The sequence below is a fragment of the Klenkia taihuensis genome, assembly GCF_900112525.1.
GTDB lineage: Bacteria > Actinomycetota > Actinomycetes > Mycobacteriales > Geodermatophilaceae > Klenkia > Klenkia taihuensis.
The window spans coordinates 44,000-67,293 of the sequence record NZ_FOMD01000002.1; the positions used below are offsets into that span (position 1 = coordinate 44,000).

The window sequence follows — 23,294 nt, forward strand, 5'->3', positions numbered from 1 at the left end:
CACACACGTTCGAACAGCCCGAGGTGGTCCCCGTGCCGGTCCCGTCCGCGCCCCCGCTCGACCCGTCCGCCGTCCCGTCCGCCGTCCCGGACCCTGTACCGGTCGACCAGCTGGCTGCGCGGTTGCGGGCCGGCGCGGTGTCCCTCTCGGCCGCGACCGCCGCCTGGCTCCTGCTGGTCGAGGAGTTCGACCGCCGCCGTGGCTGGGCGCTGCCGGGGATCACGTCCTGTGCGCACTGGCTGTCCTGGCAGTGCGGCATCGGCCCCGGCACGGCCCGCGACCACGTCCGCCTGGCCCGCGCCCTCCCCCGCCTGCCGCAGGTCAGCGAGCAGCTCCGCTCCGGGGCCATCTCCTTCGCCAAGGCCCGGGCCGTCGTCCGCGTCGCCGACGCCGACACCGAACCGGTGCTGCTGCGGCTGGCCGAGCACTGCACCGCCGCGCAGCTGGAGAAGGTGGTGGCCGGCTGGCGCCGCTCGGACGCGGTGCAGACGCAGGACGCGCGCACCCGGAGCGAGGTCGCCGAGCAGGTCGCGCGGGAGGACGCCCTGGCCGCAGGCGCCTCCGACGACGCAGCCGCCCGCGCCGGGGCCGAGGCCGCTGCCGCGGTCTGGCTGGAGGCCTGGCCCGACGGGGCCGACCCGCGGCAGCCGGCGCCCGGGTGGGAGCAGCGCTTCGACTGGCGGGACGAGGGCGACGGCAGCGTCACGCTCCGGCTCCGGCTGTCCGCGGAGGACGCCGCCGAGCTCGTCGCCGCGGTCGAGCACCGCGCCGAGGTGCTGACCAGGCGTGAGCGGGTGGCCGGCCGCCGTCGGGAGGAGACGGACCCGGAGCAGGACCCGGAGCAGGACCCGGCTGTCGACTGGCAGGGCTGGGTGGCCGGGGACGACCTGTCCGACGACCGCACAGCCGTCCGAGGCCTCGAGGTCGCCGCCGCGCGCCGCGCACGGGTGACCGTCGCCCGCACCACGGCCCTGCTCGACGTCGTCCGGGCCGGCGTGGGCGCGGTCGACACCCGGCCCGGTGACCCCGCCCGGCGGGAGGTGCTCATCCGGGTCGACGCGCAGGTGCTGGCCGACGACGCCGCGGCCGGTCAGGCCTCGGTCGGCTCGGTCGCGGCGCTCAGCCCGGCCGCTGCCCGCCGGCTGGCCTGCGACGCCGCGGTCACGACCGTGCTGGTCGACGGCGCACAGGCGCTCGCCGTCGGCCGGGCCCGGCGGTTCGCGACGAGGACGCAACGTCGCGCGCTGCTCCTGCGCGACGGCGGCTGCACCCGCCCGGGGTGCGCCGAGACCAGGCCCGAGCGCCTGCACGCGCACCACCTGGTGCCCTGGCTGGCCGGCGGCCGCACCGACGTCGGCAACCTGGCCCTGCTCTGCGACCGGTGCCACGGCCTCGTGCACGACCTCGACCTGGTCCTCGCGCGCTCGGCCGACGGCCGGCTCACCGCCCGGAGGGCCGACGGGGAGCCCGTGTGGGCCGTGCCCGAGCCCGACGGCACCGCGCTCGCTCCCCCACCCCGCGACGGGCTGCCGGCTTCCTGGCGGGCCAACGGCGAACGCCTGGCGATCGGGTACGCGCTGGGTGTGCTGCTCGACAACCGGGCGGCGCTGCGCCGTCGACTGCGCAGCGCCGAGGCCGTGCCCGACGCGGCCTGACCGCCGGCCGGGCGTCTCCGCGGGGACGCCCTGAGCTCAGGCGGGGGCGACCGGCACGGGGTCGGGGGTGCGGGTCCGCCGGGTCGCCAGCACGCAGCCGACCAGGATCACCGGCAGCCCGACCGCGATCCCGACGGTGAACGGCTCGTCGAGCAGCAGCACCCCCAGCAGCACGGCGACCGCCGGGTTCACGAACGTGATCACCAGCGCCCGCTGCGGCCCGACCTCGCGGATCAGCCGGAAGAACAGCACCAGGGCCAGCGCGGTGCACACCAGACCGAGCACGACGACGGCGGCCACCGCGTCCAGCGGGGCGCCGGAGAACTGGTCCAGCCGCGGGACGGCGAACGGCGCGTAGACCAGCGCCGTCACCGTGAGCGCCACCGCGCTCGCGGCCACCCCCGGCACGTCGGAGAGCTTCCGGCTGATGATCAGCGGCGCCGTCCCGTACCCGAGGACGGTGAGGACGACGGCGCCGATGGCGACCAGTTCCGCGCCGCGGACGTCCAGGCCCAGCAGCGCGACGATGCCGACGACGCCGAGCACCATCCCTCCGACGCGGACCCGCGACAGGGGCTCCTCCCCGCCCACCAGCCGCCCGGCGAGCGCGGCGACGAAGGGCACGGTGGCCACCAGCAGGCCGGTGAGCGAGGACGACAACGTCTGCTCGGCGATGCTCAGCAGCAACCACGGGCCGGTCATCTCCAGCACGGTGAACCCCAGCAGCGGCTTCCAGTGCCGGGCCAAGCCGCGCAGCTGGCCCCGGGCGACCACCAGCGGCACCAGCAGCACCGCGCCGAGCACGCAGCGGGCGAACACCACCAGCACGGGGTCGAAGGTGCCGACGGCGACCTTGATGAGCAGGTAGGGCACGCCCCAGATGACCGACATGGCGACGAACAGCGCCCAGCCCCGACGACTCACCGGCACATCCTGCGCTGCCCCGCGCACGGGGTCAGCAGGCATCCCTGCCAGCGACCGCCGGGTTCCTGCCGATCACCACTCGGTGCGGACGGTCACCTCGACCACGATCGCCAGCACGGCGCCGAGGGCGAGCCAGACCCGGCGCTGGCGCCGGGGCAGGAAGGCCGTCGCGCAGAGCACCCAGACGTAGAACGGCAGCCAGATCCGCTCGGTCTCCCCGCGCACCAGGCCGGTGGCGTCGCTGGCCAGGATGCCGACCAGCGCGGCCAGCGGCAGCAGCGCGAGCCGGTGCCGGCGCAGCGAGGCCAGCCCGGCGATCGCCGCCGGGCCGACCGCTACGGCGCCCGCGGCCAGGTTGGAGAAGAGGAAGTAGGCCAGCGGCCGGTTCGCGTAGGACGGCCCCGAGCGCACCCGGTCACCCGCCGCGTGGAACCCGTCGAGCCACCAGTAGCCGCCGAGCAGGAACAGCCCGACCACCACGAGGACGCCGACCGCGCCGACGGCCAGCACCCGGACCACCCCGCCCCAGCCCAGCGCCTTCCGGTGCACGAGCACGACCACGATCGCGACCAGGCCCAGCGCGGTCAGCCCGAAGGACAGGAACAGCGCCAGCCCGAGCAGCAGGCCACCCGCCAGCGCCTTGGCGTCCCGCCGCCACCCGGTCGAGACCGCCGCCGTGGCCAGCCCGGCCACGCCCCAGGAGGCGACGCCGGCGAACAGCGCGTCGGCGCTGGTCGCGATCCACAGCGCGATCGGCGCCAGCACCAGGAACGGCGCCACGACCCGCGCCCGTGCCTCGTCGGCGACCGCCCGCACGGTGAGGAGCACGGCCGGGACGGCGAGGACCCCGCCCGCGATGCACAGCGCGGCGTCCCAGCCCAGGCCCGACAGGCCCAGCCGGTCCAGCAGCACGAACGCCAGCAGCGCGCCCGGCGGGTGCCCGGCGACGTGGGTGGTCCACGGGTCGGCGGAGTCGGCGGGGACGAACTGCGTGAACGTCGACAGGAACGTGCCGATCGAGCCCACCCGCGGCACGTCGTGCGGGTACTCGTAGACCACCGACAGCGGCTCGGGCAGCCGGTGCCAGCCGCTGCTCAGCGCCAGCGCCACCGCCCACACGGCGGCGGCCACCGCCGAGCCCACGGCGAGCACCCCGAACCGGACCCGAGCGGCAAGCCCGGGGCCGACCAGCACGAGGACGAGCCCGACCACCACCGGCATCAGCACCCGCGGGGTGAGCACCACCTCGAAGCCGCCCCGCAGCACGTAGCCGCCGAGCAGGTGCAGCACCGTCCCGCCCTGCGCCAGGTGCCGGCCGACCAGCGCCACGACCGTCACGAACACCGCCGTGGCCACCACCGCGACCACCGGCAGCGCCCGGCGCACCCGGGACGTCGTGGGCTCTGCGCTGGTCACGAGGTCGGACTGTAGGTGTCGACGAGCAGGAGCGCCGGACCGCGGTTAGCGTCCCCTGGTGCCCGACGTCGTCCTGCCCTGCCTCGACGAGGCCGGGGCACTGCCCTGGGTCCTGTCCCGCCTGCCCGAGGGCTACCGCGCCATCGTCGCCGACAACGGCTCGACCGACGGCTCCGCGCAGATCGCCGCCGACCACGGCGCGACCGTCGTGCACGTGCCCCAGCGCGGGTTCGGCGCCGCCGCGCACGCCGGCCTGGAGGCCGCGACGGCCGACGTCGTGTGCTTCTGCGACGCCGACGCCTCCATGGACCCCCGGCAGCTCCCCCGTGTCGCCGGCCCGGTCGAGGCCGGCGAGGCCGACCTCGTGCTCGGCCGCCGGCGCCCGAGCAGCCGGGGCGCCTGGCCGCCGCACGCCCGGGTCGCCAACACCGCGCTGAGCATCCTCATGCGCCGGCGCACCGGCCTGCGGCTGCACGACCTCGGCCCGATGCGCGCCGCCCGCCGCGCCGACCTGCTGGCCCTGGGCATCACCGACCGCCGCTTCGGCTACCCGCTGGAGATGGTCACCAAGGCCTCGGACGCCGGCTGGCGAATCCGGGAGCTGGACGTCGACTACCACCCCCGCGCCGACGGCACGAAGTCCAAGGTGACCGGCACCGTGCTGGGCACCGCCAAGACCGTCCGCGACATGTCCCGGGTGCTGTCCCGGTGACCCAGCTGCTGGTCATCACCAAGGCCCCGGTGCCCGGGCGGAGCAAGACCCGGCTCACCCCGCCGTGCACGCCGGAGCAAGCCGCCGCCGTGGCGTCCGCAGCGGTGGCCGACACCCTGGACGTCGTCCGGGCCACGCCCGTGCAGCGGAGGGTCGTGGCGCTGGACGGCGCCCCCGGCGACCTGGACCTCGCCGGCATGGTCGTCGTCCCCCAGGTCGAGGGCGACCTCGGCACCCGCCTGGCCGCGGCGTTCGCCGACGCGATGGCCGGCGACGGAGACCTGCCCACCCTGCTGGTCGGCATGGACACCCCGCAGATCAGCCCCGAGCTGCTCACCGACTCCCTCGCCCGGTTGGTCACCGCCGGCCCGGGCAGCGTCGTGCTCGGCACCGCCCCCGACGGCGGCTGGTGGGCCCTGGGCGTGCACTCCCCCGAGGCCGCCGCCGTCCTGCCCGACGTCCCGATGTCCCGCGACGACACCGCGGTCAACACCCGCGCGGCGCTGGAGGCGGCCGGGCTGACCGTCCTGGACCTGCCGCAGCTCACCGACGTCGACCACTGGGCCGAGGCGGTGGAGGTCGCCGCGCTGTGCCCCGAGGGCAGCCGGATGCGGCGCACCGTCGAGGAGATCGCCGGCCTGCTCTGACCCGTCCGGATCGGCGGTCCGCGACGAACCCACGGGGAAGGAGGACCTGTGACCCGAGCACTGGACCGCGTGCTGGGCGCGCGGCTGCCCGACCCGCCCGACGCGCTGCGCCGGGGCCCCTTCCGCGAGGGTGCCTTCCCCAGTCCGCTGCACACCGAGCGCCGCGCCTCCCGCGTCGGCGTCTGGCTGGGCGCGGGCTTCGTCGTCTGCTTCGTCACCGGGCTGATCAGCCACTGGGTGCAGCAGCCGCCGTCCTGGTTCGTCTGGCCGGCGAGCCCGGTCTGGCTCTACCGGGTCACCCAGGGCACCCACGTCATGGTCGGGCTGGCGCTCATCCCGCTGCTGCTGGTCAAGCTGTGGACCGTCTACCCCGGGCTGTTCCGCTGGCCCCCGGCCCGCACCCCGGCCGCGCTGGTGGGCCGGCTGTCCATCCTGGTGCTGGTCGCCAGCGCGGTGTTCATGCTGGCCACGGGGCTGATCAACATCAGTCAGTGGTACCCGTTCGGCTTCGGGTTCAAGACCGCGCACTACTGGACCGGCTGGGTCGCCGTCGGCGCCGTGCTCACCCACGTCGGCGCGATGGCCCCGCAGATCCGGCGCGGCCTGGCCCGCCGCGGCAGCCCGGCGGCGACCGCCGGACTGGAGCCGGCGGAGGCCGAGCAGGTGCGGGCCGAGGACGAGGCCGCCGAGGACGGCGCGGTCAGCCGCCGGGCCTTCGTGGCGACGGCGGCCGTCGCCACCGGCGCGGTCGCGCTGACCCAGTGGGGCCAGACCATCTCGCCGCTGGCCCAGGTGTCGGTCCTGTCCCCGCGCATCCCCGGCGTCGGCCCGCAGGGCCTGCCCGTCAACCAGACCGGCATCACGGCCGGGGTCACCGAGTCCGCCGTCGACCCCGCCTGGCGGCTGGTCGTCGAGGGGCCCACGCCGCTGGAGCTGACCCTGGACGACCTGCGCGCGATGCCGCAGCACACCGAGCGGCTGCCGATCGCCTGCGTCGAGGGGTGGAGCGCGAACGCCGAGTGGACCGGCCCGCGGCTGCGCGACGTGCTCGAGGCCGCCGGCCACCCGCGCGGCACCGTCGTGCACGTCGAGTCCATCCAGACCGGCGGGTCCTACCGGGTCTCGACGGTGTCCAAGCCGCACTCGGCCAGCGAGAAGACCCTGCTGGCGCTGGAGCTCAACGGCCAGGACCTGGACATCGACCACGGCTACCCCGTGCGGCTCATCGCGCCCAACCGGCCCGGCGCCATGCAGACCAAGTGGCTGGGGCGCATCGCCCCCGGGGCAGCCGGGGTGGGCTCGTGAGGTGGCGGTGGCTGTTCGTCGTCCCCGGCCTGGCGGCCGTGGCCTACGGCGCCCACGGCCTGTGGACGTCGCTGAGCGGCGAGGCGCTGACCAGCTGGGCGATCTGGATGCTCGGCGGCGCGCTGCTGCACGACCTGGTGGTCGCGCCCGTCTGGATCGGGCTGGGCTGGCTGGCCGCCCGCACCCTGCCCCGCCCGGCCCGCGCCCCCGTGGTGGTCGGGGCGGCCACCAGCGCAGCGGTCGCCCTGGTCGCGCTGCCCTTCGTGCTCGGCTTCGGCGGCGACGAGGGCGACACCTCGTTCCTGCCGCGCGACTACGGCACCACCCTGCTGGTCGTGGTCGGCGTCGTGCTGGCCGTCTCCGTCGCCTGGGCCGCCGTCCGGGTTCAGCGGGCGCGCGACTCCGCGTAGCGGGAGAACCGCTTCAGCGACAGCCGCACCCCGGCCACGAACCCGGGCTTCACCAACGGCCAGCCCAGCCGGCCGAGGGCGCCCAGCGGCAGGTCCAGGGTCTCCACCCACACGAAGGTCGAGCCCCCACCCGGTCGCTCGCGCACCTGGAAGCTGCCGGTGCCGCGGACCACCCGGCCGGTGTGCCGCACGTCCACCACGTTCGGCGGGTCCCAGCCGGTGATGGTCATCCGGTCCAGCACACCGAGCCGGCGCCCGCCGGGCAGCGGCAGGCCGGTGACCGCCTCGATCCGGCCACCCACCTCCTGCGCGGGCCCGTCGACGGTGCGGACGTCGGTGAGCAGCATCCACTCGCCCTGGGTCGTCCAGTCGACCAGCGCGGCGAACACCTGCTCCCGCGGGGCGTCGACGTCCACGGTCTCGACCAGCTCAGGCACCCGGGTCCTCCTCGTCGGTCACAGCACGGTCCACCACGGCAGGGTCCTCCCGCGGCTGCGCGGCGCGCAGCTGCGCGATCTCGACGTCGCGCTCGTCGATGGTCTGCGCCAACTGGTCCAGCAGCCAGTCGACCTCGGTCATCCGGTAGCCCCGGACGGTCACCGAGACCTGCAGCGCGCGGACGTCGTCGCCGGTGACCGGCCGGTCGTCGGGCAGCTCGACCGGTGAGCGGTCCAGCTCCGCGGGCGGCTGGGTCTCCCCGCGGCCGAGCAGCAGCGAGGCGCCGAGGAACAGCAGCCCGCCCACCAGCACCAGGCCGACGACGAAGACGACGAACGTCAGCACCGGGTCAGCCCTCGACCGGGGCGGGGTCCCCCGACTCCTGCCCCGCGGCCTCCCGGGCGGCGTCGGCCTCGCGGATGACCCGGACGGCCTCGGCGACGTCGTCGGTGACCGTGATCAGGTCGAGGTCCCGGGGCGAGATCATCGCGTGGTCGGCCAGCGTGCCGCGGATCCAGTCCAGCAGCCCGGCCCAGTAGGCCGAGCCGAACAGGATGACCGGGAACCGGGTGACCTTGGTGGTCTGCACCAGCGTCAGCGCCTCGAACAGCTCGTCGAGGGTGCCGAAGCCGCCGGGCAGGATCACGAAGGCCTGCGCGTACTTCACGAACATCGTCTTGCGCACGAAGAAGTAGCGGAAGGAGATGCCGACGTCGACCCACTCGTTGAGCTCCTGCTCGAACGGCAGCTCGATGCCCAGCCCGACCGACATCCCGCCGGCCTCGCAGGCGCCCTTGTTCGCCGCCTCCATCGCACCCGGCCCGCCGCCGGTGATGACGGCGTAGCCGGCCTGCGCGAGCGCGGCGCCGAGCTCGACCCCGGCGGCGTAGAACGGGTCGTCGGGCTTGGTGCGGGCGCTGCCGAACACGCTGACCGCGCGCGGCAGCTCGGCGAGCAGGCCGAAGCCCTCGACGAACTCCGCCTGGATGCGCAGCACCCGCCACGGGTCGGCGTGCACCCAGTCCGAGGGGCCGCGGGAGTCCAGCAGCCGCTGGTCGGTCGTCGTCCCCTCCTGGCGGGGGTCCGGCTCGCCGCCGCGCAGCTGCACCGGGCCGCGGGTGCGGCGGTGGGCCCGCCGGGTGCCGTTGTCGCTCATGCCGTGTCCCCCGTGGTCGTGGTCGTGCCGGTCAGGTAGGCGACGAGGGCGTCCTCGGCGGGCTGCAGCCGGTCGACCCGCACGTGCTCGCCGCGCTGGTGCGCCTGGTTCGGGTCACCGGGACCGTAGTTGACCGCCGGGATCCCGAAGGCGGCGAACCGCGCGACGTCGGTCCAGCCGAGCTTGGCCCGGGCCGGCGTCCCGACGGCGGCGACGAACGCGGCGGCCGCGGGCTCGGACAGCCCGGGCAGCGCGCCGCCGGACATGTCGGTGACCTCGAGGGTCACGCCGGCCGCCAGCGCGTCGGCGAACACCTCGCGCACGTGCGCCTCGGCGGCGTCCTCGTCGCGGTCGGGCGCGAACCGGAAGTTCACGGTCACCCGGCACTCGTCGGGGACGACGTTGCCGGCCACCCCGCCCTCGATCCGCACCGCGTTCAGGCCCTCGCGGAAGTGCAGGCCGTCGATCTCGACCTCGCGCGCCCGGTAGGCCTCCAGCACCCCGAGGATCGACGCGGCGCCGTGGACCGCGTTGCGGCCCAGCCACGACCGCGCGCTGTGCGCCCGCTCGCCCGGGACGGTGAGGACGACCCGCATGGTGCCCTGGCAGCCGCCCTCGACACCGCCGTCGGTGGGCTCGAGCAGGATCGCGAGGTCGCCGTACAGCCAGCCGCGCAGCTCGCGGGCGACCCGGCCGAGGCCGTTCCTGACCGCCTCGACCTCCTCGTTGTCGTAGAACACGAAGGTCAGGTCGTGCGCCGGCTGCGCGCCGGGGACGCCGAACATCCCGGCCACCCGCAGCATCAGCGCGTCACCGGCCTTCATGTCGCTGGTGCCGCAGCCGTACAGCCGCTCCTCGCCGTCCACGACCTCCAGCCGGCTGGGCACGTTGTCGGCGACCGGCACGGTGTCCAGGTGCCCGGCGAGCACCACCCGGGTGTCCCGGCCGAGGTCGGTGCGGGCCAGCACGCAGTTGCCGATCCGCACGACCTCCAGCCCACCCAGGCCGCGCAGCGCGGCCTCGACCGCGTCGGCCAGCGGCTCCTCGGTGCCGGAGACGGACGGGACGTCGACCAGGGCCCGGGTGAGGGTGAGGACGTCGGCGGTCAGGTCGAGGGCCGGAACGGTCACGGCCCGCAGCCTACGGTCGCCTACCCTCGGCTCCCGTGACTGCTGCACCCACCGCTGCCGGCGCCACCGCCGTCGGACTGGCCACCGTGACCACCGCCGGCACCGTCCTGGACACCTGGTTCCCCTCCCCCGCCCTCGGCGAGGTGGGCACCACGGGCACCGAGCGGCTCGGGACGCTGGAGCTCGAGGGCGAGCTCGGCCCGGACTTCGGCTCCCTGGTGCGCACCGACGACGCCCGCGGCGTCGAGGTGGTCGGGGTGCGGACGACGATCGCCGACCTGTCCGCCGCGCCGGTGGACGCCCACGACGTCTACCTGCGGCTGCACCTGCTCTCGCACCGCCTGGTCCGCCCCCACGGGCTCAACCTGGACGGCCAGTTCGGCCTGCTGACCAACGTCGCCTGGACGACGGCCGGCCCGGTGGAGGCCGCGGACTGGACGCCGGTGCGGGCGGCCAAGGTGCGCGCCGCGCACGGCCACGTGACCGTCACCCACGTCGACAAGTTCCCGCGGATGGTCGACTACGTCCTCCCGTCGGGCGTGCGCATCGGCGACGCCGACCGGGTGCGGCTGGGCGCGCACCTGGCCGAGGGCACCACGGTCATGCACGAGGGCTTCGTCAACTTCAACGCCGGCACCCTGGGCCCCTCGATGGTCGAGGGCCGCATCTCCGCCGGCGTCGTGGTGGGTGCGGACTCCGACATCGGCGGCGGCGCCTCGATCATGGGCACGCTGTCCGGCGGCGGGAAGCAGGTCGTGTCGATCGGCTCGGGCTGCCTGCTCGGCGCCAACGCCGGCATCGGCATCTCCCTCGGCGACCGGTCCGTCGTCGAGGCCGGCTGCTACGTCACCGCCGGCGCCCGGATCACCCTGCCCGACGGCTCGGTGGTCAAGGCGCTGGAGCTGTCCGGCCGGCCCGGCCTGCTGTTCCGGCGCAACTCGGTGTCCGGTGCGCTGGAGGCGGTGCCCCGCGACGGCGACTGGGGTGCGCTGAACGCCGCGCTGCACGCCAACTAGCGGCTCAGGTCAGCCCGGCGGGCTCCGCGGGCGGGGTGGTCAGGTGCTCCAGGAGGGCGACGACGAACTCCTGCGGCCGCTCCACGTGGGGTGAGTGGCCGACCCCGGGCAGCACGACCTCGCGGTAGGAGCCGCCGCTGGCGGCGTAGCGGTCGAGCACGGTGCGGGTCTGGGTGACCATCGGCTGCGGCGGGAACGCGTCGCCACCCGGCCACCCGGGCACCGCGCCGATCGAGCCCAGGAACGCCAGGTCGAAGGCCGACGTGTCGCTGACGACCTGGTCGGCGTCGCCGCGGACCCACAGCACCGGCGGCTTCACCGGCAGCTCGGTGATGCCCGAGAGGTCCATGACCGTCGGGGCCATCGTGTTGAGCACGCCCCGCCTGCCCGGCGCCGCCCCGGGCCAGGCGTCCACCGCGACGACGTCCCCGGGGTAGTGGTCCTCGCCGGTGCGGGTGGTGAGCATCGAGGCCACGAAGACGTCCTCGAGCTGCTGGTCCACCGGCAGGCTGCCCGGCGCCACGTAGAAGGCCCGGAAGATCGACCGCGGGCTGGTGGGTGCCTCGGCGCTCGTGTCGCCGGCGGCGAGCGCGGCCACGAAGTCCGGGTTGGCCCCGCCCGCCCCGGCGCCGGTGCCGTCGGGGTGCACCGGGTGGCCGTCGGCCCCCGCCGTCCCGCCGAACCCGAACGGCGACACCGGCGCCACGAGCGTCACCGAGGCGACCCGCTCCGCGTGGTCGAGCAGGTGCTGCAGCGCCACGCCGCCGCCCATGCTCCAGCCGACCAGGTGCACCCGGTCGGCGCCGAGCGCGGTGACCAGGGCGTCGAGGTCGTCGGACCAGTCGCGCACGCCGCGGGTGGCGTCGACCGGGGCGGGGTCGGTGCCGCCGAAGCCGCGCAGGTCGACCGCGAGCACCCGCCACGGCCCCTCCAGCGCCAGCAGCGGCTGCTGCCAGAACAGCGCGGAGCTGACGTTGCCGTGCACCAGCAGCACCACCTCGCCGCCCCCGCGGGGGTCGACGTCCTCGCGGTGCAGCACCTGCTGGGTCAGCCGGCCGGTCTCGACCCTGGTGGCGCGGACTCCGGGCAGCAGGTGGTCGGTCACGGCGCAGAGGCTAGCCAGCACCGTCGTGTCCGGACAGGTCATCGCGCGCGGGCCGCCTACCCTGGGTTCGGTGACCAGCGCACGGCCGGCGGCCCGCCCGCGCCCGCGCCCCCGCCCGCCCGTGCGGCGGCGGAAGAAGCGCGCCGGGCGGATGGCCGGGCTGTGGGCGCCGCTCCTGGTCGTCGTGGTCGCCGTCGTCGGGCTGTCCTGGGACACCGACAGCCAGGGGGTGCCGCCGGTGGCCGGTCGCTGCACGGTCGCGGGCTCCGCGCTGACCGTCACGAACGAGCAGGCGGCCAACGCGGCCACCATCGCCGCCGTCGCCCGCAGCCGCGGGCTGCCCGAGCGGGCCACCGTGGTCGCGCTGGCCACCGCGCAGCAGGAGTCGCGACTGCGCAACCTGGCCTACGGCGACCGCGACTCCCTGGGCCTGTTCCAGCAGCGGCCCTCGCAGGGCTGGGGCTCCCCGGAGCAGGTGCAGGACCCGGTCTACGCGACCGGGAAGTTCCTCGACGGCCTGGTCCAGGTCCCCGGCTGGGAGACCGGCCGGCTGACCGAGGTGGCGCAGGAGGTCCAGCGCAGCGGCTTCCCCGAGGCCTACCAGCAGTGGGAGGAGATGGGCACCGTCCTGGCCGGCGCCCTGCTCGGGACGGGCCCGGCGGCGCTGTCGTGCACCTACTCGCCCCCGCAGGCGGCCGGGCCGGTCGACGACCGCGCGGCCGCGGTCGCCGAGGTGGTGCGCCGGGAGGCCGGGTCGCCGACCGTGCAGCCCGGCGGGGTGGTGGCGGTGGGCGTCACCGGCTGGCCCGAGGTCACCTGGGCGGTCGCGCACGCGCAGAACCTGCAGCTGTCCGAGGTCCGCTACACGAACTGGCGCTGGACGCCGACCGACGGCTGGGCGCAGGACGCCGAGGACGTCGGCGCGGTGCTGCGGCTGCAGCTGGCGGTCTAGGAGCCCAGCCGCGCGACGGCGGCGTCGACGCGCTCGTCGGTGGCGGTGAGCGCCATGCGCACGTGCCGCTCCCCCGCCGGGCCGTAGAACGACCCCGGGGCGACGACGACGCCGAGGTCGGCCAGCCGGTCGACGGTGGTCCAGCAGTCCTCGTCGCGGGTGACCCACAGGTAGAGCCCGGCCTCGGAGTGCTCGACGCGCCCGCCCCAGGCCTCGACCGCGGCGCGCAGCCGCTGCCGGCGGGCGCCGTAGCGGGAGCGGGCGAGCTCGACGTGCTCGTCGTCGTCCAGGGCCGCGGCCATGGCGGCCTGCACCGGGCCGGGCACCAGCAGGCCCAGGTGCCGGCGGGCCTCCCAGACCCGGGCGACCAGCGCCGGGTCGCCGGACAGCAGCCCGGCCCGGTAGCCCGCGGCGGTGGACTGCTTGGACAGCGAGTGCACCGCGAGCAGCCCGTCGTGGGTGCCGCCGGCGATCGACGGGTGCAGCACGGAGGTGGGGGTGACGTCCCAGCCCAGCTCGACGTAGCACTCGTCGGCGACCACGGGCACGCCGCGCTCGCGGCCCCACGCCACCCAGGCGCGCAGCTGCTCGGGCGACAGCACCCGGCCGTGCGGGTTGCCCGGGGAGTTCAGCCAGACCAGCACCGGGTCGGCGACGTCGGCGGGCGGCGTGTCGCTGCGCAGCACCGCCAGCCCGGCGACGACGGCGCCCACCTCGTAGGTGGGGTAGGCGACCTCGGGGATCACGACGGTGCCCGGGTGGGATCCGGGGTCGGGGCCGGAAGCACCGTGCAGGCCCAGCAGCGTCGGCAGCAGCGCGACGAGCTCCTTGGACCCGACGGTCGGGACCACCGACGGGACGGCGCCCAGCGGGTCGGCCAGGGTCACGCCCAGCCGGCGGGACAGCCAGCCGGCCGCGGCGGTGCGCAGGTCAGCGGTGCCCAGCGCGGTCGGGTAGCCGGGGGCGTCGGCGGCGTCGGCCAGCGCCGTCCGCAGCACGTCGGGCGTGGGGTCGACCGGTGTGCCGATCGACAGGTCGACCGTGCCCCCCGGGTGCTCCGCGGCCCGCGCGCGGGCCGGCCGGAGCGAGTCCCAGGGGAAGTCCGGCAGCGAGCGGGAGGTCACTCCCCCTGCGGCGGCAGGGCCGCGACCAGCGGGTGGTCCTTGCCGACCTTGCCGGTGCGGGCCGCGCCACCGGGGCTGCCGAGCTCGGAGAAGAACTCCACGTTGGCGTTGTAGAAGTCCTTCCACTTGTCCGGGACGTCGTCCTCGTAGTAGATGGCCTCGACCGGGCAGACCGGCTCGCAGGCGCCGCAGTCCACGCACTCGTCGGGGTGGATGTAGAGCATCCGGTCGCCCTCGTAGATGCAGTCCACCGGGCACTCGTCGATGCACGCCTTGTCGAGGACGTCGACGCATGCCTGGGTGATGACGTAGGTCACGAGGGTCCCTCCGGGGTACGAACCACAGCAGTCCGGTGCGGGCACCAGTATGGAACCGGGAGCCGGGAGCAGCGAGGCCAGGGTCGCCTCACCCACCCCGGCGGGTCAGCAGGAGGAAGCGTGGGTCAGCGCCGCAGCCCGCTCGACGTCGTCGAGCTCGAACTGCTGGCCGCCCGCGGCTGGCGCGGCACCGAGACCGAGCCGCTGGGGCAGTGGCTGCTGCGGGCCGGCGGGTCGGGGTTCACCAGCCGCGCGCACTCCGCGCTCGCCGTCGGCGACCCCGGCCGCCCGCTGCCCGCGGCGGTCGCCGAGGTCGAGGAGTGGTACCGCGCCCGCGGTCTGCGGCCCTGCGTCCAGCTGCCCGGCCGGCAGGCCCGCCCGGCCGACGGCGCGTTCGCCGCGGCCGGCTGGGCGCGCGACGAGGACACCCTGGTGCTCACCGTCGAGCTGGACGACGAGGAACCGGGCCCCCGCGCGACCGTGCAGCTGGACCCCGCGCCCGACGAGGAGTGGCTGGCCGCCGCCCGCTCGCACGGCACCCCGCTGCCGGCCGGCGCGCTGCCGGTGCTCACCGGCGCCGACCGGCTGGCCTTCGCCGCGGTCCGGGGGGACGACGGCGCGGTGCTCGCCGTCGCGCGGGGCGTGCTGACCGACGACTGGCTGGGCATCACCGCCGTGACCGTGGCCGAGCACGCCCGCCGCGGCGGGCTGGCCACCTCGCTCACCCGGGCGCTGCAGTCGTGGGCGGTCGACGCCGGGGCGCGCTGGTGCTACCTGCAGGTGGTGGGCAGCAACGCACCGGCGCGGGCGCTGTACCGCCGGATGGGCTTCATCGAGCACCACCGGTACCACTACCGGCGTCCACCGGCACCGGCTCCGGACGGCGGACGGGCCGGCTGAGCGCCCGGCCCACCGCGAAGGAGCCGGCGAGCACGCCGAGGAGCAGGAACGCCAGCCCGACCACCTGGGCCGCCGTCGTCTCGCCGGTGATCACCAGGTCGCCCTCCGGACGGCGCACCGACGCGCCGACCGCGACCACCAGCCAGACCGCCACGGGGACGACGGCGACCAGCCGCGACCCCGACAGCCGCTGCGCCCAGGCGACCAGCAGCAGGTTGCCCGCCACGGCGCCGACCACCGACAGCGGGACCGGCACCGGGCCGATGCGCAGCGGCAGCCAGAACACCTCGACGGCGGCCAGCCAGAAGGCGACCGCGGCGGCCAGCACCGCCCAGCCGAGCGTGCGCACGGCGCTCACAGGCCCGCGAAGAGGTCGGTCTCCCAGCCGTGCGGCCCGTCGCCGGGCCCGCGCTCGCCGCGCACCAGCCGGTAGTACTCGGTGGTGAGCACCTCCTGGCCGAGGTTGTTCGACAGCGCGAAGAACTCGCCGTCCAGGGTCAACTGGGTGGCGTGCGCGGCCATCGCGGCGGCCTTGCGGTCGCGGTGGGCCGCGCCGTCGAGCTCGCAGCTGACGTCGGCGTCCTCGGCGGCGAAGGGGATCTCGCGGGCGTCGGTGACGCCGTCGTAGCCGGTGTCGGCGGCGGCGAGGGCGTCCAGGCCCTGCTGCAGCACCGAGACCGGCACGCAGGTCCAGTAGAGCTTGGCCACCTGGTGCGCAGCGCCCAGGTCGGGCCGGTAGCCGGGGTCGGCCGCGGCGTCGGCGGCGGCCATGGTCACCCGGTGCGCCTGGACGTGGTCGGGGTGGCCGTAGCCGCCGTGCTCGTCGTAGCCGACGACGACCTGCGGGCGGACCTCGCGCAGCACGGCCACCGCGGCCGCGACGGCCTCGTCGAGGTCGGCGTTCCAGAACGCACGCGGGTGGGCGTTGGCCGGGGTGCCGGCCATCCCCGAGTCCCGCCACCGGCCGGTGCCGCCGAGGAAGCGGTGGTCGGTGACGCCCAGGGCCTGCATCGCCCGCTCCAGCTCGACGACCCGGTACCCGCCGAGCTGGTCGGCCTGGTCGGCGGCCAGCCCGGCGAGCTCGGGGACGAGGATCTCGCCCTCCTCGCCCAGCGTGCAGGTCAGCAGGGTGACGTGGGCGCCCTCGGCGACGTAGCGCGCCATCGTCGCCCCGTTGTTGATCGACTCGTCGTCGGGGTGGGCGTGCACGAGCAGCAGTCGACGGTCAGCGGCCGGGGTCACCGGGCCATGATCCCCGAGCGGGGGCCCGGCGGTCGCCGGGCCCCCGTCCCTCACAGGACCTTCGTCGCCGCGGCGTAGTGGCAGGCGCTCTGGTGCGCGGGGCCGCGGGACTCCAGCGGCGGCTCCACGGTGATGCACTTCTCGCGCTGGGTGTCGCTGAGCTCGCCCGCGAACTTCTGGCAGCGGGTGCGGAAGCGGCAGCCCGAGGGCGGGTTGGCCGGGCTGGGCACGTCACCGGTGATGATGATCCGCTGCCGGCTGCGCTCCATGCGCGGGTCGGGCAGCGGGATCGCCGAGAGCAGCGCCTGCGTGTACGGGTGGGTCGGCCGGTCGAACAGCTCGTCCCGCGGCGCCACCTCGATGATCTTGCCGAGGTACATGACGGCGACCCGGTCGGAGATGTGCCGCACCACCGAGAGGTCGTGCGCGATGAACAGGTAGGACAGGCCCAGCCGCTCCTTGAGGTCCTCCAGCAGGTTGATCACACCCGCCTGGATGGACACGTCCAGCGCCGACACCGGCTCGTCGAGCACCAGCACCTTGGGCTCCAGCGCCAGCGCCCGGGCGATGCCGATGCGCTGCCGCTGCCCGCCGGAGAACTCCGCCGGGTACCGGTTGGTGTGCTCGGGGTTCAGGCCCACCGTCTCGACCAGGGTGCGGACCCGCTCGCGCAGCTCCGCCTCGTCCTTGGTCAGCCCGTGGATGATCAGCGGCTCGGCGACGATGTCGAAGACCGGCAGCCGCGGGTTGAGCGAGGCGTAGGGGTCCTGGAAGACGATCTGGATGTCGCGGCGCAGCGGTCGCATCGCCCTGCGGTCCAGCCCGACCAGCTCGCGGCCCTCGAACTTCACCGAGCCGCCGGTGGCCGGCTGCAGGTTCAGGATCGCCCGGCCGGTGGTCGACTTGCCGCAGCCGGACTCCCCGACCAGCCCGAGCACCTCACCGGGGTAGAGGTCCAGGTCCAGGCCGTCGACGGCGCGGACGGCACCGACGACGCGCTTGATCAGCCCACCGCCCTTGATCGGGAAGTGCTTCTCCAGGCCGCGCACGGTCAGGATGGGTTCACGGGTGGCGGTCATCGCCGGTCTCCGTCCGTGGTGGTGCTCGGGGTCGTGGTCGCGTCCAGCAGGGAGCCGGTGCCCGCCTGCGGGGTGGGGTCGGTGCGCTCGCCGACCGGGTCGCCGGGGGCGCCGGCGTCCGCGGTGCCGGCGGCCGCGGCCAGGTCGGCCGGCTGCTCGGAGCCCAGGAGGCGGTCGTCGGCGGCCTCGTCGAAGACCGCCGCGGCCTCGCCGCCGGCCTTGCGCACCTCGTCGATGCGGATGCAGGCCGCGGTGTGCCCACCACCGACCTCGACCAGGTCGGGCTCGGCGACGTCGCACTCGGCGACGTGCAGCGGGCAGCGCGGGGCGAAGGGGCACCCCGGCGGCATGTTCACCACCGAGGGCGGCGAGCCCTTGATCGGGGTCAGCCGCTGCTTGGTGGAGGAGTCCAGCCGGGGCAGCGAGCCGAGCAGGCCCAGCGTGTAGGGCATCCGCGGCTGGTAGTAGATGTCCTCGACGCCGCCGATCTCCACCGGCCGGCCGGCGTACATGACCAGGACCCGGTCGGCGATGCCGGCCACGACACCCAGGTCGTGGGTGATCAGCACCATCGCCGCACCCGTCTCCGACAGCGCGGTCTGCAGCACCTCGAGGATCTGCGCCTGCACCGTGACGTCCAGGGCCGTGGTCGGCTCGTCGGCGATGATCACGTCGGGCTGGTTGGCCATCGCGATGGCGATGACGACGCGCTGGCGCATGCCGCCGGAGAACTCGTGCGGGTAGGACCGCACCCGCTCCGCGGCGTTCGGGATGCCGACCATGCCCAGCAGGTCGGCCGCGCGGGCCTGCGCCGCCTTCGAGGACAGCTTCGAGTCGTGGACCCGCAGCGTCTCCTCGATCTGGTACCCGACGCGGTACACCGGGTCCAGCGACGTCATCGGGTCCTGGAAGATCATGGACACGCCCTTGCCGCGCACCCGGGACATCGCCCGGTCGCCCTGCCCGAGCAGCTCCTGGCCGCGGTACTTCACCGACCCGCTGACCCGCGCGGAGGCGGGCAGCAGGCCCATGACGGCCAGCGAGGTCACCGACTTGCCCGAACCGGACTCGCCGACGATGCCGAGCACCTCACCCGACCGCAGGGTGTAGTCCACCCCGCGGACGGCGTGCACCAGCCCGTCCTCGGTCGGGAACCGGACGTTGAGGTCCTCGACGGACAGCAGCGGCGCGCTCGGGTCGGTGTTCTTGGTGATGGTCACGGACTAGCCCCTCAGGCCCGCACGCGGCGGTTGCTCGGGTCGAAGGCATCGCGGATCCCGTCGCCGATCAGGTTGATCGACAGGACGATGACCAACAGCGTGATGCCGGGGAAGTAGAAGAGCCACGGCCGGGTCGTGGTGGCCTGCACGCCGTCGGAGACCAGGCGGCCCAGCGACGTCTGGTTGGCCCCGTTCACACCGAACCCGAGGTAGGTCAGCGACGCCTCGAGGATGATCGCGGTGGCCGCGGCCAGCGTCGTCCAGACGATCAGCGACCCCAGCGCGTTCGGGATCAGGTGCTTGAAGATGATCCGGCTGTTGGAGGCACCGAGGGCGTGCGCGGCCTCGACGTACTCCTTCTCGCGCAACGACAGGAACTGGCTGCGCACGATGCGGGCCAGGTCCAGCCAGCCGAACAGCCCCAGGATGATGCCGACGCCCAGCGGCGTGCGGCTGGAGGGGAAGTTGCTGGCGACGACGATGAGCACGACCAGCAGCGGCACGGTCAGGATCAGGTCGACGAAGCGCATGAGCACGCTGTCGACCCACCGGCCGAAGTAACCGGCCAGCGCGCCGACCAGCAGGCCCAGCGGCAGCGCGATGACGACGAACAGCAGCACGATGAGCATCGAGCGCTGCACGCCCTGCATCAGGCCGGCGAGCAGGTCGCGGCCGATGGCGTCGCTGCCCAGCGGGTAGCCCTGGGAGCCGGGCGGGACCGACTGCGCGCCGGAGTTCTGCGTGGCGTAGTCGGTCGTGTAGAGCAGCGGGCCCAGGAAGCCGAAGGCCAGCAGCAGGACGAAGACGACCAGTCCGGTCATCCCGACCTTGTTGCGCACGAACCGGCGGACGATCTGCTGGCGCTGGCTGCGGGCCTTGACGGTGAACTCGCGCTCGACGCCGCCGCCGATCGGGGCGCCGGGCTCGCTCGGGAGGGCCGCCTCGGCGGCGGCCTGGGTGGTGGCCATGGGGAGGTCTCCTCAGCCGGTCAGGACAGTCGGATGCGCGGGTCGAGCACCGCGTAGAGGACGTCGGCGACGAGGTTGAACACGACGACGAAGACGGCGCTGACCAGCAGCCAGCCGAGGACGACGTTGATGTCGTTCTGCCCGATGCCGTTCTGGATCAGGTACTCGCCCATGCCGTGCCAGACGAAGACCTGCTCGGTGATGACCGCACCGCCGAACAGCGTGCCGATGCCCAGCGCCACCACGGTGGTCAGCGGGATGAGCGCGTTGCGCAGCCCGTGCTTCATGACCACCCGGCGGTAGGGCAGACCCTTGGCGCGGGCCAGCCGCATGTAGTCCGACCCGAGGACGTCGAGCATCGCCGAGCGCTGGAACCGGCTCCAGGCCGCGAAGGACAGCAGCGCGAGGCTGACGGTGGGCAGCACCAGGTGGCCCAGCCGGTCGCTCCACAGCTCCCAGCCCGAGGCGTAGAGCGAGAGCCCGGGTGTCTCCTCGCCGATGGTGAACAGCACCTGCTTGCCGAAGACGTCGTTCACCCCGCCGGCGACGAACTCCTTGAGGATTGCGGCGAACCAGAAGGTCGGCAGCGCGATCAGCAGGTAGGCCAGGAAGGTGAAGGCGTAGTCGGAGGGCTTGTACTGCCGGACGGCGCCGACGACGCCCACGACCACCGCGAGGACGACCGCGATGATGATCGCCAGCAGGATCATCCGGCCGGTCACCAGCAGGCGGCCGCCGAGCTGCTCGGAGACCGGGGTGCCGTTGATGGTCTCGCCGAAGTTGCCGGTGAGGGCGCCGGAGAGCCAGTTCCAGTACCGGACGAAGAAGTTGTCGTTGAGCCCGAGCTGCTCGCGGAGGTTCTCGAAGAACGACTCCGGGGGCCGGGGGTTCTGCGTGTAGTACTTCGACAGCGGGTCGAAGCTGGCGGCGCACAGCGCGAACACCAGGAACGAGCTGGCGAGCAACACGAAGACGGATGCGATGACCCGTCGGATCGTGAAGAAGAACATGCGGGGACCTTACGCCGTGAGCGGAAGCCGTCCGGTCGGAACGGCCAGTTCAGCTGGGACGTACTGACTCAGCGCGGACACAGCACGGCCCCCGGGGGGTGCCCCCGGGGGCCGCGACTGCGATCTGCGATCAGGTGGTGCGGTGGTGCTGGGTGACCCTCAGGTCACTGCACCGTCCACGTCTCGGAGTTCCAGAGCGGACCGGCCTGGGTCGAGTTGTCCTCGACGTTGCTGATCGAGCTCTGGTAGGCGATGAACGTGGGCTTCTGGTACAGCGGCACCGTGGCGACCTGGCCCCAGAGCAGGGCGTCGATCTGGTTGCCCAGCTCGGCCTGCGCGTCGGGGTCGGGCTCGACCTGGAACTGCGCGAACAGGTCGTCGATCTCCTGGGTGCCCTGGCGGGAGTAGTTCTGCCCGATGGCGTCACCCTGCGGCTGCTCGTAGATCGACTGCGTGGCACCGCGGAACGGCGACCCCACCCAGGCGAAGACGGCGGCCTGGAAGCCACCGGCCTCCAGCGAGGTCGGCTTGTCCGCGCCGGCGAAGATGTCCGGGTTGGCGTTGAACGTCGCCTCGATGCCGGCCTCGGCCAGCTGCGGGATCATGACCTCGATGGTGGTCTGGCGCAGCGGGTTGTTGGCGGTGGTGTCGATCTGGACGGTCAGCCGCTGGCCGTTCTTGGCGTAGACGCCGTCCGCCCCCAGGGTCCAGCCGGCACCCTCGAGGGTCTGCTTGGCCAGCTCGGTGTTCTGGGTCTTGTACTCGTCGGGCGCGGTGTCCTGGTACTGCGGCTGGTTGTTGAAGTAGATCCGGTTCTGCAGCACCTCGGCGTCGGAGGAGAACTGGCCGACGGTCTGGTCGACGATCTCCTGCCGGTCCAGGGCCATGGTGAAGGCCTGGCGCACGGCGAGCTCGGAGAGCGGGCCGTAGGTGGTGTTGAAGTCCAGGTGCTCGAAGGACAGACCGAAGGTGACGTCGCTGGAGACGTTGGGCTCCAGGCCCTCGATCTGGCCGACGAGGTCCAGCTGCGGCTGCGGGTAGATCACGCCGAGCTCACCGGACTGGATGCCCTGCACGGCGGTGGTCGGGTCGTTGCCGATGTTCTGGACGACCAGCTGGGCCAGCCCGGTCGGCTCGCCCCACCACTCGGGGTTCGGCGTCAGGACGACGATCTGGCCGCCGACGTCGATGTTCTCCTTCTTGATCTGCCACGGCCCGGCGGAGATGTCCCCGACGATGCCGTCGGCGATCGGCCAGCCGTTGGTGATCGTGTCGCAGAGGGCGACCGGGTCCTCGTTGTCCATGAGGTGCGCCGGCAGCAGGTTGCCGAACAGCGACTGCCAGTCCGAGAACGGGGTCTCGTAGGTGACGGTGACGGTCTTGTCGTCCTCACCGGCCTCGACGGAGGCGATCTGCTCGTAGCCGGTGGTGCCCAGCAGCGAGGCGCAGCCGCCGTCGGCCGGGTCGCTGGAGCGGTTGGCCCGCCAGGTGAACTCGAAGTCCTCGGCGGTGATCGGGGTGCCGTCGCTCCACACCGCGTCGGGGTTGATGACGTAGGTGTTGACCTGGCCGCCGTTGGCGGTGTCCAGCTCGGGCTCGGAGGCCAGCAGGTCCTCGTCCCACTTCACGCTGAAGTCGGGCTCGACCACGTACGGGCCGGGCAGGACCCGGATGAGCAGGTTGGCCACGGAGGTGGCGTTGCCGGCCGCGATGTAGGGGAAGAGGTTCTCCGGGAAGTCCGTGGACTCACCGAAGACGACCCGACCCTCACCCGAGGACCCGGACTCACCGCCCCCGCTGTCGCTGCTGCCGCCGCCACAGGCCGACAGCACCATCGCGCCGGCGATGCCGGTCGCGAGGAGCGCTGCGCCGCGCTTTCTGGACTTCACGTTCGATTGCCTCCTCGACCCGCCGGAGCGGGGGGAACTGACCTGGTCTGCCCGTCCGGGCACGATCGGCACCCGGGCCGGACTGTGGACGAGCCGCGTCGGACCTGTCCGACAGCTGTCGGTCCGGGTACGACCAGAGGGACACTAGGCAGACCGTGGGGGGGCGTCCACGACCGTCACCGATTTGTGACCTGGGCTCACGACCTGCAGGAATCTCCCAGCACGGACCCGGAACGACGACGTCACACGGGCGTGACAACTGGATTTCCTGCGGTCCGGCAGGCCTCCGAGCGCATTCCTTGCAGCACGGGCGGTACCGGCAACACGGCGATCCCCATCGGCGGCGTGCTATGGGATCGGTCCCAGGCCCCGGCGCGGGTGTGCCGGCGAACCGGCAGGCCGGGAGAGGTGTGACCGGTGGGGTCACGGGTAGTGCCGATCTCGACCGCGTACGACGACCTCGAGGGAGACGACCATGAGCGCCGTGGACAAGATCAAGAACAAGGCCGAGGAGCTGCTGGGTCAGGGCAAGGAGGCCGCGGGCAACGCGACCGACGACGACCGCCTCCGCGCCGAGGGCCAGGGCGACCAGGCCAGCGCGAACACCAAGCAGGCCGGCGAGAAGGTCAAGGACGTCTTCAAGTAGTCCAGCTCGTCGAGGGGCCGTCCCGCAGTGCGG

At 74.3% G+C, this 23,294-nt stretch carries 25 protein-coding genes; 9 read left to right on the forward strand and 16 right to left on the reverse strand.

The features are described 5' to 3' along the window. Nucleotides 1-32: 32 nt before the first annotated feature. Nucleotides 33-1,655: an HNH endonuclease signature motif containing protein gene (locus BM158_RS08055; RefSeq protein WP_165628867.1), complete on the forward strand. Its 1,623-nt coding sequence runs from the start codon at nt 33-35 to the stop codon at nt 1,653-1,655. A gap of 36 nt (nt 1,656-1,691) precedes the next feature. Here BM158_RS08055 and BM158_RS08060 read toward each other — a convergent pair whose 3' ends face one another. Together BM158_RS08060 and BM158_RS08065 are read right to left on the reverse strand one after the other, a co-directional pair. Beyond that, nucleotides 1,692-2,579 (reverse strand): DMT family transporter, encoded by an 888-nt coding sequence (locus BM158_RS08060; RefSeq protein ID WP_091556559.1) that lies wholly within the window; start codon nt 2,577-2,579, stop codon nt 1,692-1,694. 72 nt (nt 2,580-2,651) lie between these two features. Beyond that, the gene (locus BM158_RS08065) at nt 2,652-3,995 is read right to left on the reverse strand and encodes a hypothetical protein (RefSeq protein ID WP_131801995.1); all 1,344 of its coding nucleotides are present in this window, start codon (nt 3,993-3,995) and stop codon (nt 2,652-2,654) included. A 58-nt stretch (nt 3,996-4,053) separates the two neighbouring features. Between BM158_RS08065 and BM158_RS08070 the strand changes: the two genes are divergently transcribed. From BM158_RS08070 to BM158_RS08085, 4 genes are read left to right on the forward strand one after another with little or no spacing between them, the layout of a single operon-like run. After that, complete coding sequence (locus tag BM158_RS08070) at nt 4,054-4,707, forward strand: glycosyltransferase family 2 protein (protein ID WP_091556563.1); 654 nt, start codon at nt 4,054-4,056, stop codon at nt 4,705-4,707. Next, on the forward strand, nt 4,704-5,354 hold the full coding sequence (locus tag BM158_RS08075) for a TIGR04282 family arsenosugar biosynthesis glycosyltransferase (protein ID WP_091556565.1): 651 nt from the start codon (nt 4,704-4,706) through the stop codon (nt 5,352-5,354). The genes BM158_RS08070 and BM158_RS08075 overlap by 4 nt, the downstream gene beginning before the upstream one ends. Before the next feature lie 48 nt (nt 5,355-5,402). Continuing rightward, nucleotides 5,403-6,659, forward strand: coding sequence for a molybdopterin-dependent oxidoreductase (locus BM158_RS08080; RefSeq protein ID WP_091556567.1), 1,257 nt, complete (start codon nt 5,403-5,405; stop codon nt 6,657-6,659). Then, nucleotides 6,656-7,069: a hypothetical protein gene (locus BM158_RS08085; protein ID WP_091556569.1), complete on the forward strand. Its 414-nt coding sequence runs from the start codon at nt 6,656-6,658 to the stop codon at nt 7,067-7,069. The genes BM158_RS08080 and BM158_RS08085 overlap by 4 nt, the downstream gene beginning before the upstream one ends. On the opposite strand, the gene BM158_RS08090 is transcribed toward BM158_RS08085, so the two are convergent. From BM158_RS08090 to dapE, 4 genes are read right to left on the reverse strand one after another with little or no spacing between them, the layout of a single operon-like run. Continuing rightward, complete coding sequence (locus BM158_RS08090; RefSeq protein WP_091556571.1) at nt 7,045-7,506, reverse strand: SRPBCC family protein; 462 nt, start codon at nt 7,504-7,506, stop codon at nt 7,045-7,047. The genes BM158_RS08085 and BM158_RS08090 overlap by 25 nt on opposite strands. Further along, entirely contained in the window at nt 7,499-7,852 is a 354-nt protein-coding gene (locus BM158_RS08095; RefSeq protein WP_229827884.1) for a DivIVA domain-containing protein, read from the reverse strand. The genes BM158_RS08090 and BM158_RS08095 overlap by 8 nt, the downstream gene beginning before the upstream one ends. Before the next feature lie 4 nt (nt 7,853-7,856). Next, on the reverse strand, nt 7,857-8,663 hold the full coding sequence (locus BM158_RS08100) for an LOG family protein (RefSeq protein WP_091556573.1): 807 nt from the start codon (nt 8,661-8,663) through the stop codon (nt 7,857-7,859). Further along, nucleotides 8,660-9,793 (reverse strand): succinyl-diaminopimelate desuccinylase, encoded by a 1,134-nt coding sequence (dapE, locus tag BM158_RS08105; protein ID WP_091556575.1) that lies wholly within the window; start codon nt 9,791-9,793, stop codon nt 8,660-8,662. The genes BM158_RS08100 and dapE overlap by 4 nt, the downstream gene beginning before the upstream one ends. A gap of 35 nt (nt 9,794-9,828) precedes the next feature. On the opposite strand from dapE, the gene dapD reads away from it, so the two are divergent. After that, the gene (gene dapD / locus BM158_RS08110; RefSeq protein WP_091556577.1) at nt 9,829-10,809 is read left to right on the forward strand and encodes a 2,3,4,5-tetrahydropyridine-2,6-dicarboxylate N-succinyltransferase; all 981 of its coding nucleotides are present in this window, start codon (nt 9,829-9,831) and stop codon (nt 10,807-10,809) included. A gap of 4 nt (nt 10,810-10,813) precedes the next feature. On the opposite strand, the gene BM158_RS08115 is transcribed toward dapD, so the two are convergent. Further along, a complete protein-coding gene (locus BM158_RS08115; protein WP_229827885.1) occupies nt 10,814-11,914 on the reverse strand; it encodes an alpha/beta hydrolase in 1,101 nt (366 codons plus the stop codon). Between the two features lie 70 nt (nt 11,915-11,984). On the opposite strand from BM158_RS08115, the gene BM158_RS08120 reads away from it, so the two are divergent. Next, nucleotides 11,985-12,866, forward strand: coding sequence for a hypothetical protein (locus BM158_RS08120; protein ID WP_131801996.1), 882 nt, complete (start codon nt 11,985-11,987; stop codon nt 12,864-12,866). Here the strand turns inward: BM158_RS08120 and dapC are convergent. Both dapC and fdxA read right to left on the reverse strand, forming a co-directional pair. Beyond that, nucleotides 12,863-13,990, reverse strand: coding sequence for a succinyldiaminopimelate transaminase (gene dapC, locus BM158_RS08125; RefSeq protein WP_207506329.1), 1,128 nt, complete (start codon nt 13,988-13,990; stop codon nt 12,863-12,865). The genes BM158_RS08120 and dapC overlap by 4 nt on opposite strands. Continuing rightward, entirely contained in the window at nt 13,987-14,307 is a 321-nt protein-coding gene (gene fdxA / locus BM158_RS22015) for a ferredoxin (protein ID WP_091056825.1), read from the reverse strand. Before fdxA ends, dapC begins: the two co-directional genes overlap by 4 nt. A 120-nt stretch (nt 14,308-14,427) precedes the next feature. On the opposite strand from fdxA, the gene BM158_RS08135 reads away from it, so the two are divergent. Then, nucleotides 14,428-15,207, forward strand: coding sequence for a GNAT family N-acetyltransferase (locus BM158_RS08135; protein WP_091556585.1), 780 nt, complete (start codon nt 14,428-14,430; stop codon nt 15,205-15,207). Here BM158_RS08135 and BM158_RS08140 read toward each other — a convergent pair. From BM158_RS08140 to BM158_RS08170, 7 genes are all read right to left on the reverse strand, one after another. After that, complete coding sequence (locus BM158_RS08140) at nt 15,137-15,565, reverse strand: hypothetical protein (protein WP_091556587.1); 429 nt, start codon at nt 15,563-15,565, stop codon at nt 15,137-15,139. The two genes, BM158_RS08135 and BM158_RS08140, sit on opposite strands and share 71 nt — an antisense overlap. Next, entirely contained in the window at nt 15,562-16,449 is an 888-nt protein-coding gene (mshB, locus tag BM158_RS08145; protein ID WP_091556588.1) for an N-acetyl-1-D-myo-inositol-2-amino-2-deoxy-alpha-D-glucopyranoside deacetylase, read from the reverse strand. The genes BM158_RS08140 and mshB overlap by 4 nt, the downstream gene beginning before the upstream one ends. Before the next feature lie 50 nt (nt 16,450-16,499). Continuing rightward, nucleotides 16,500-17,528: an ABC transporter ATP-binding protein gene (locus BM158_RS08150; RefSeq protein ID WP_091556590.1), complete on the reverse strand. Its 1,029-nt coding sequence runs from the start codon at nt 17,526-17,528 to the stop codon at nt 16,500-16,502. Further along, nucleotides 17,525-18,748 (reverse strand): ABC transporter ATP-binding protein, encoded by a 1,224-nt coding sequence (locus BM158_RS08155; protein WP_091556591.1) that lies wholly within the window; start codon nt 18,746-18,748, stop codon nt 17,525-17,527. The genes BM158_RS08150 and BM158_RS08155 overlap by 4 nt, the downstream gene beginning before the upstream one ends. An 11-nt stretch (nt 18,749-18,759) precedes the next feature. Next, a complete protein-coding gene (locus BM158_RS08160) occupies nt 18,760-19,716 on the reverse strand; it encodes an ABC transporter permease (RefSeq protein ID WP_091556593.1) in 957 nt (318 codons plus the stop codon). Nucleotides 19,717-19,736: 20 nt separating this feature from the next. Then, nucleotides 19,737-20,726 carry an ABC transporter permease gene (locus BM158_RS08165; protein WP_091556595.1) on the reverse strand — a complete coding sequence of 330 codons (990 nt, stop codon included), beginning with the start codon at nt 20,724-20,726 and terminating at the stop codon, nt 19,737-19,739. A 164-nt stretch (nt 20,727-20,890) separates the two neighbouring features. After that, nucleotides 20,891-22,615, reverse strand: a complete 1,725-nt coding sequence (locus BM158_RS08170) for an ABC transporter family substrate-binding protein (protein ID WP_091556596.1) — start codon at nt 22,613-22,615, stop codon at nt 20,891-20,893. Between the two features lie 475 nt (nt 22,616-23,090). Between BM158_RS08170 and BM158_RS08175 the strand changes: the two genes are divergently transcribed. Further along, nucleotides 23,091-23,261 carry a CsbD family protein gene (locus BM158_RS08175; RefSeq protein WP_091556598.1) on the forward strand — a complete coding sequence of 57 codons (171 nt, stop codon included), beginning with the start codon at nt 23,091-23,093 and terminating at the stop codon, nt 23,259-23,261. The last annotated feature ends 33 nt before the right edge of the window (nt 23,262-23,294 follow it).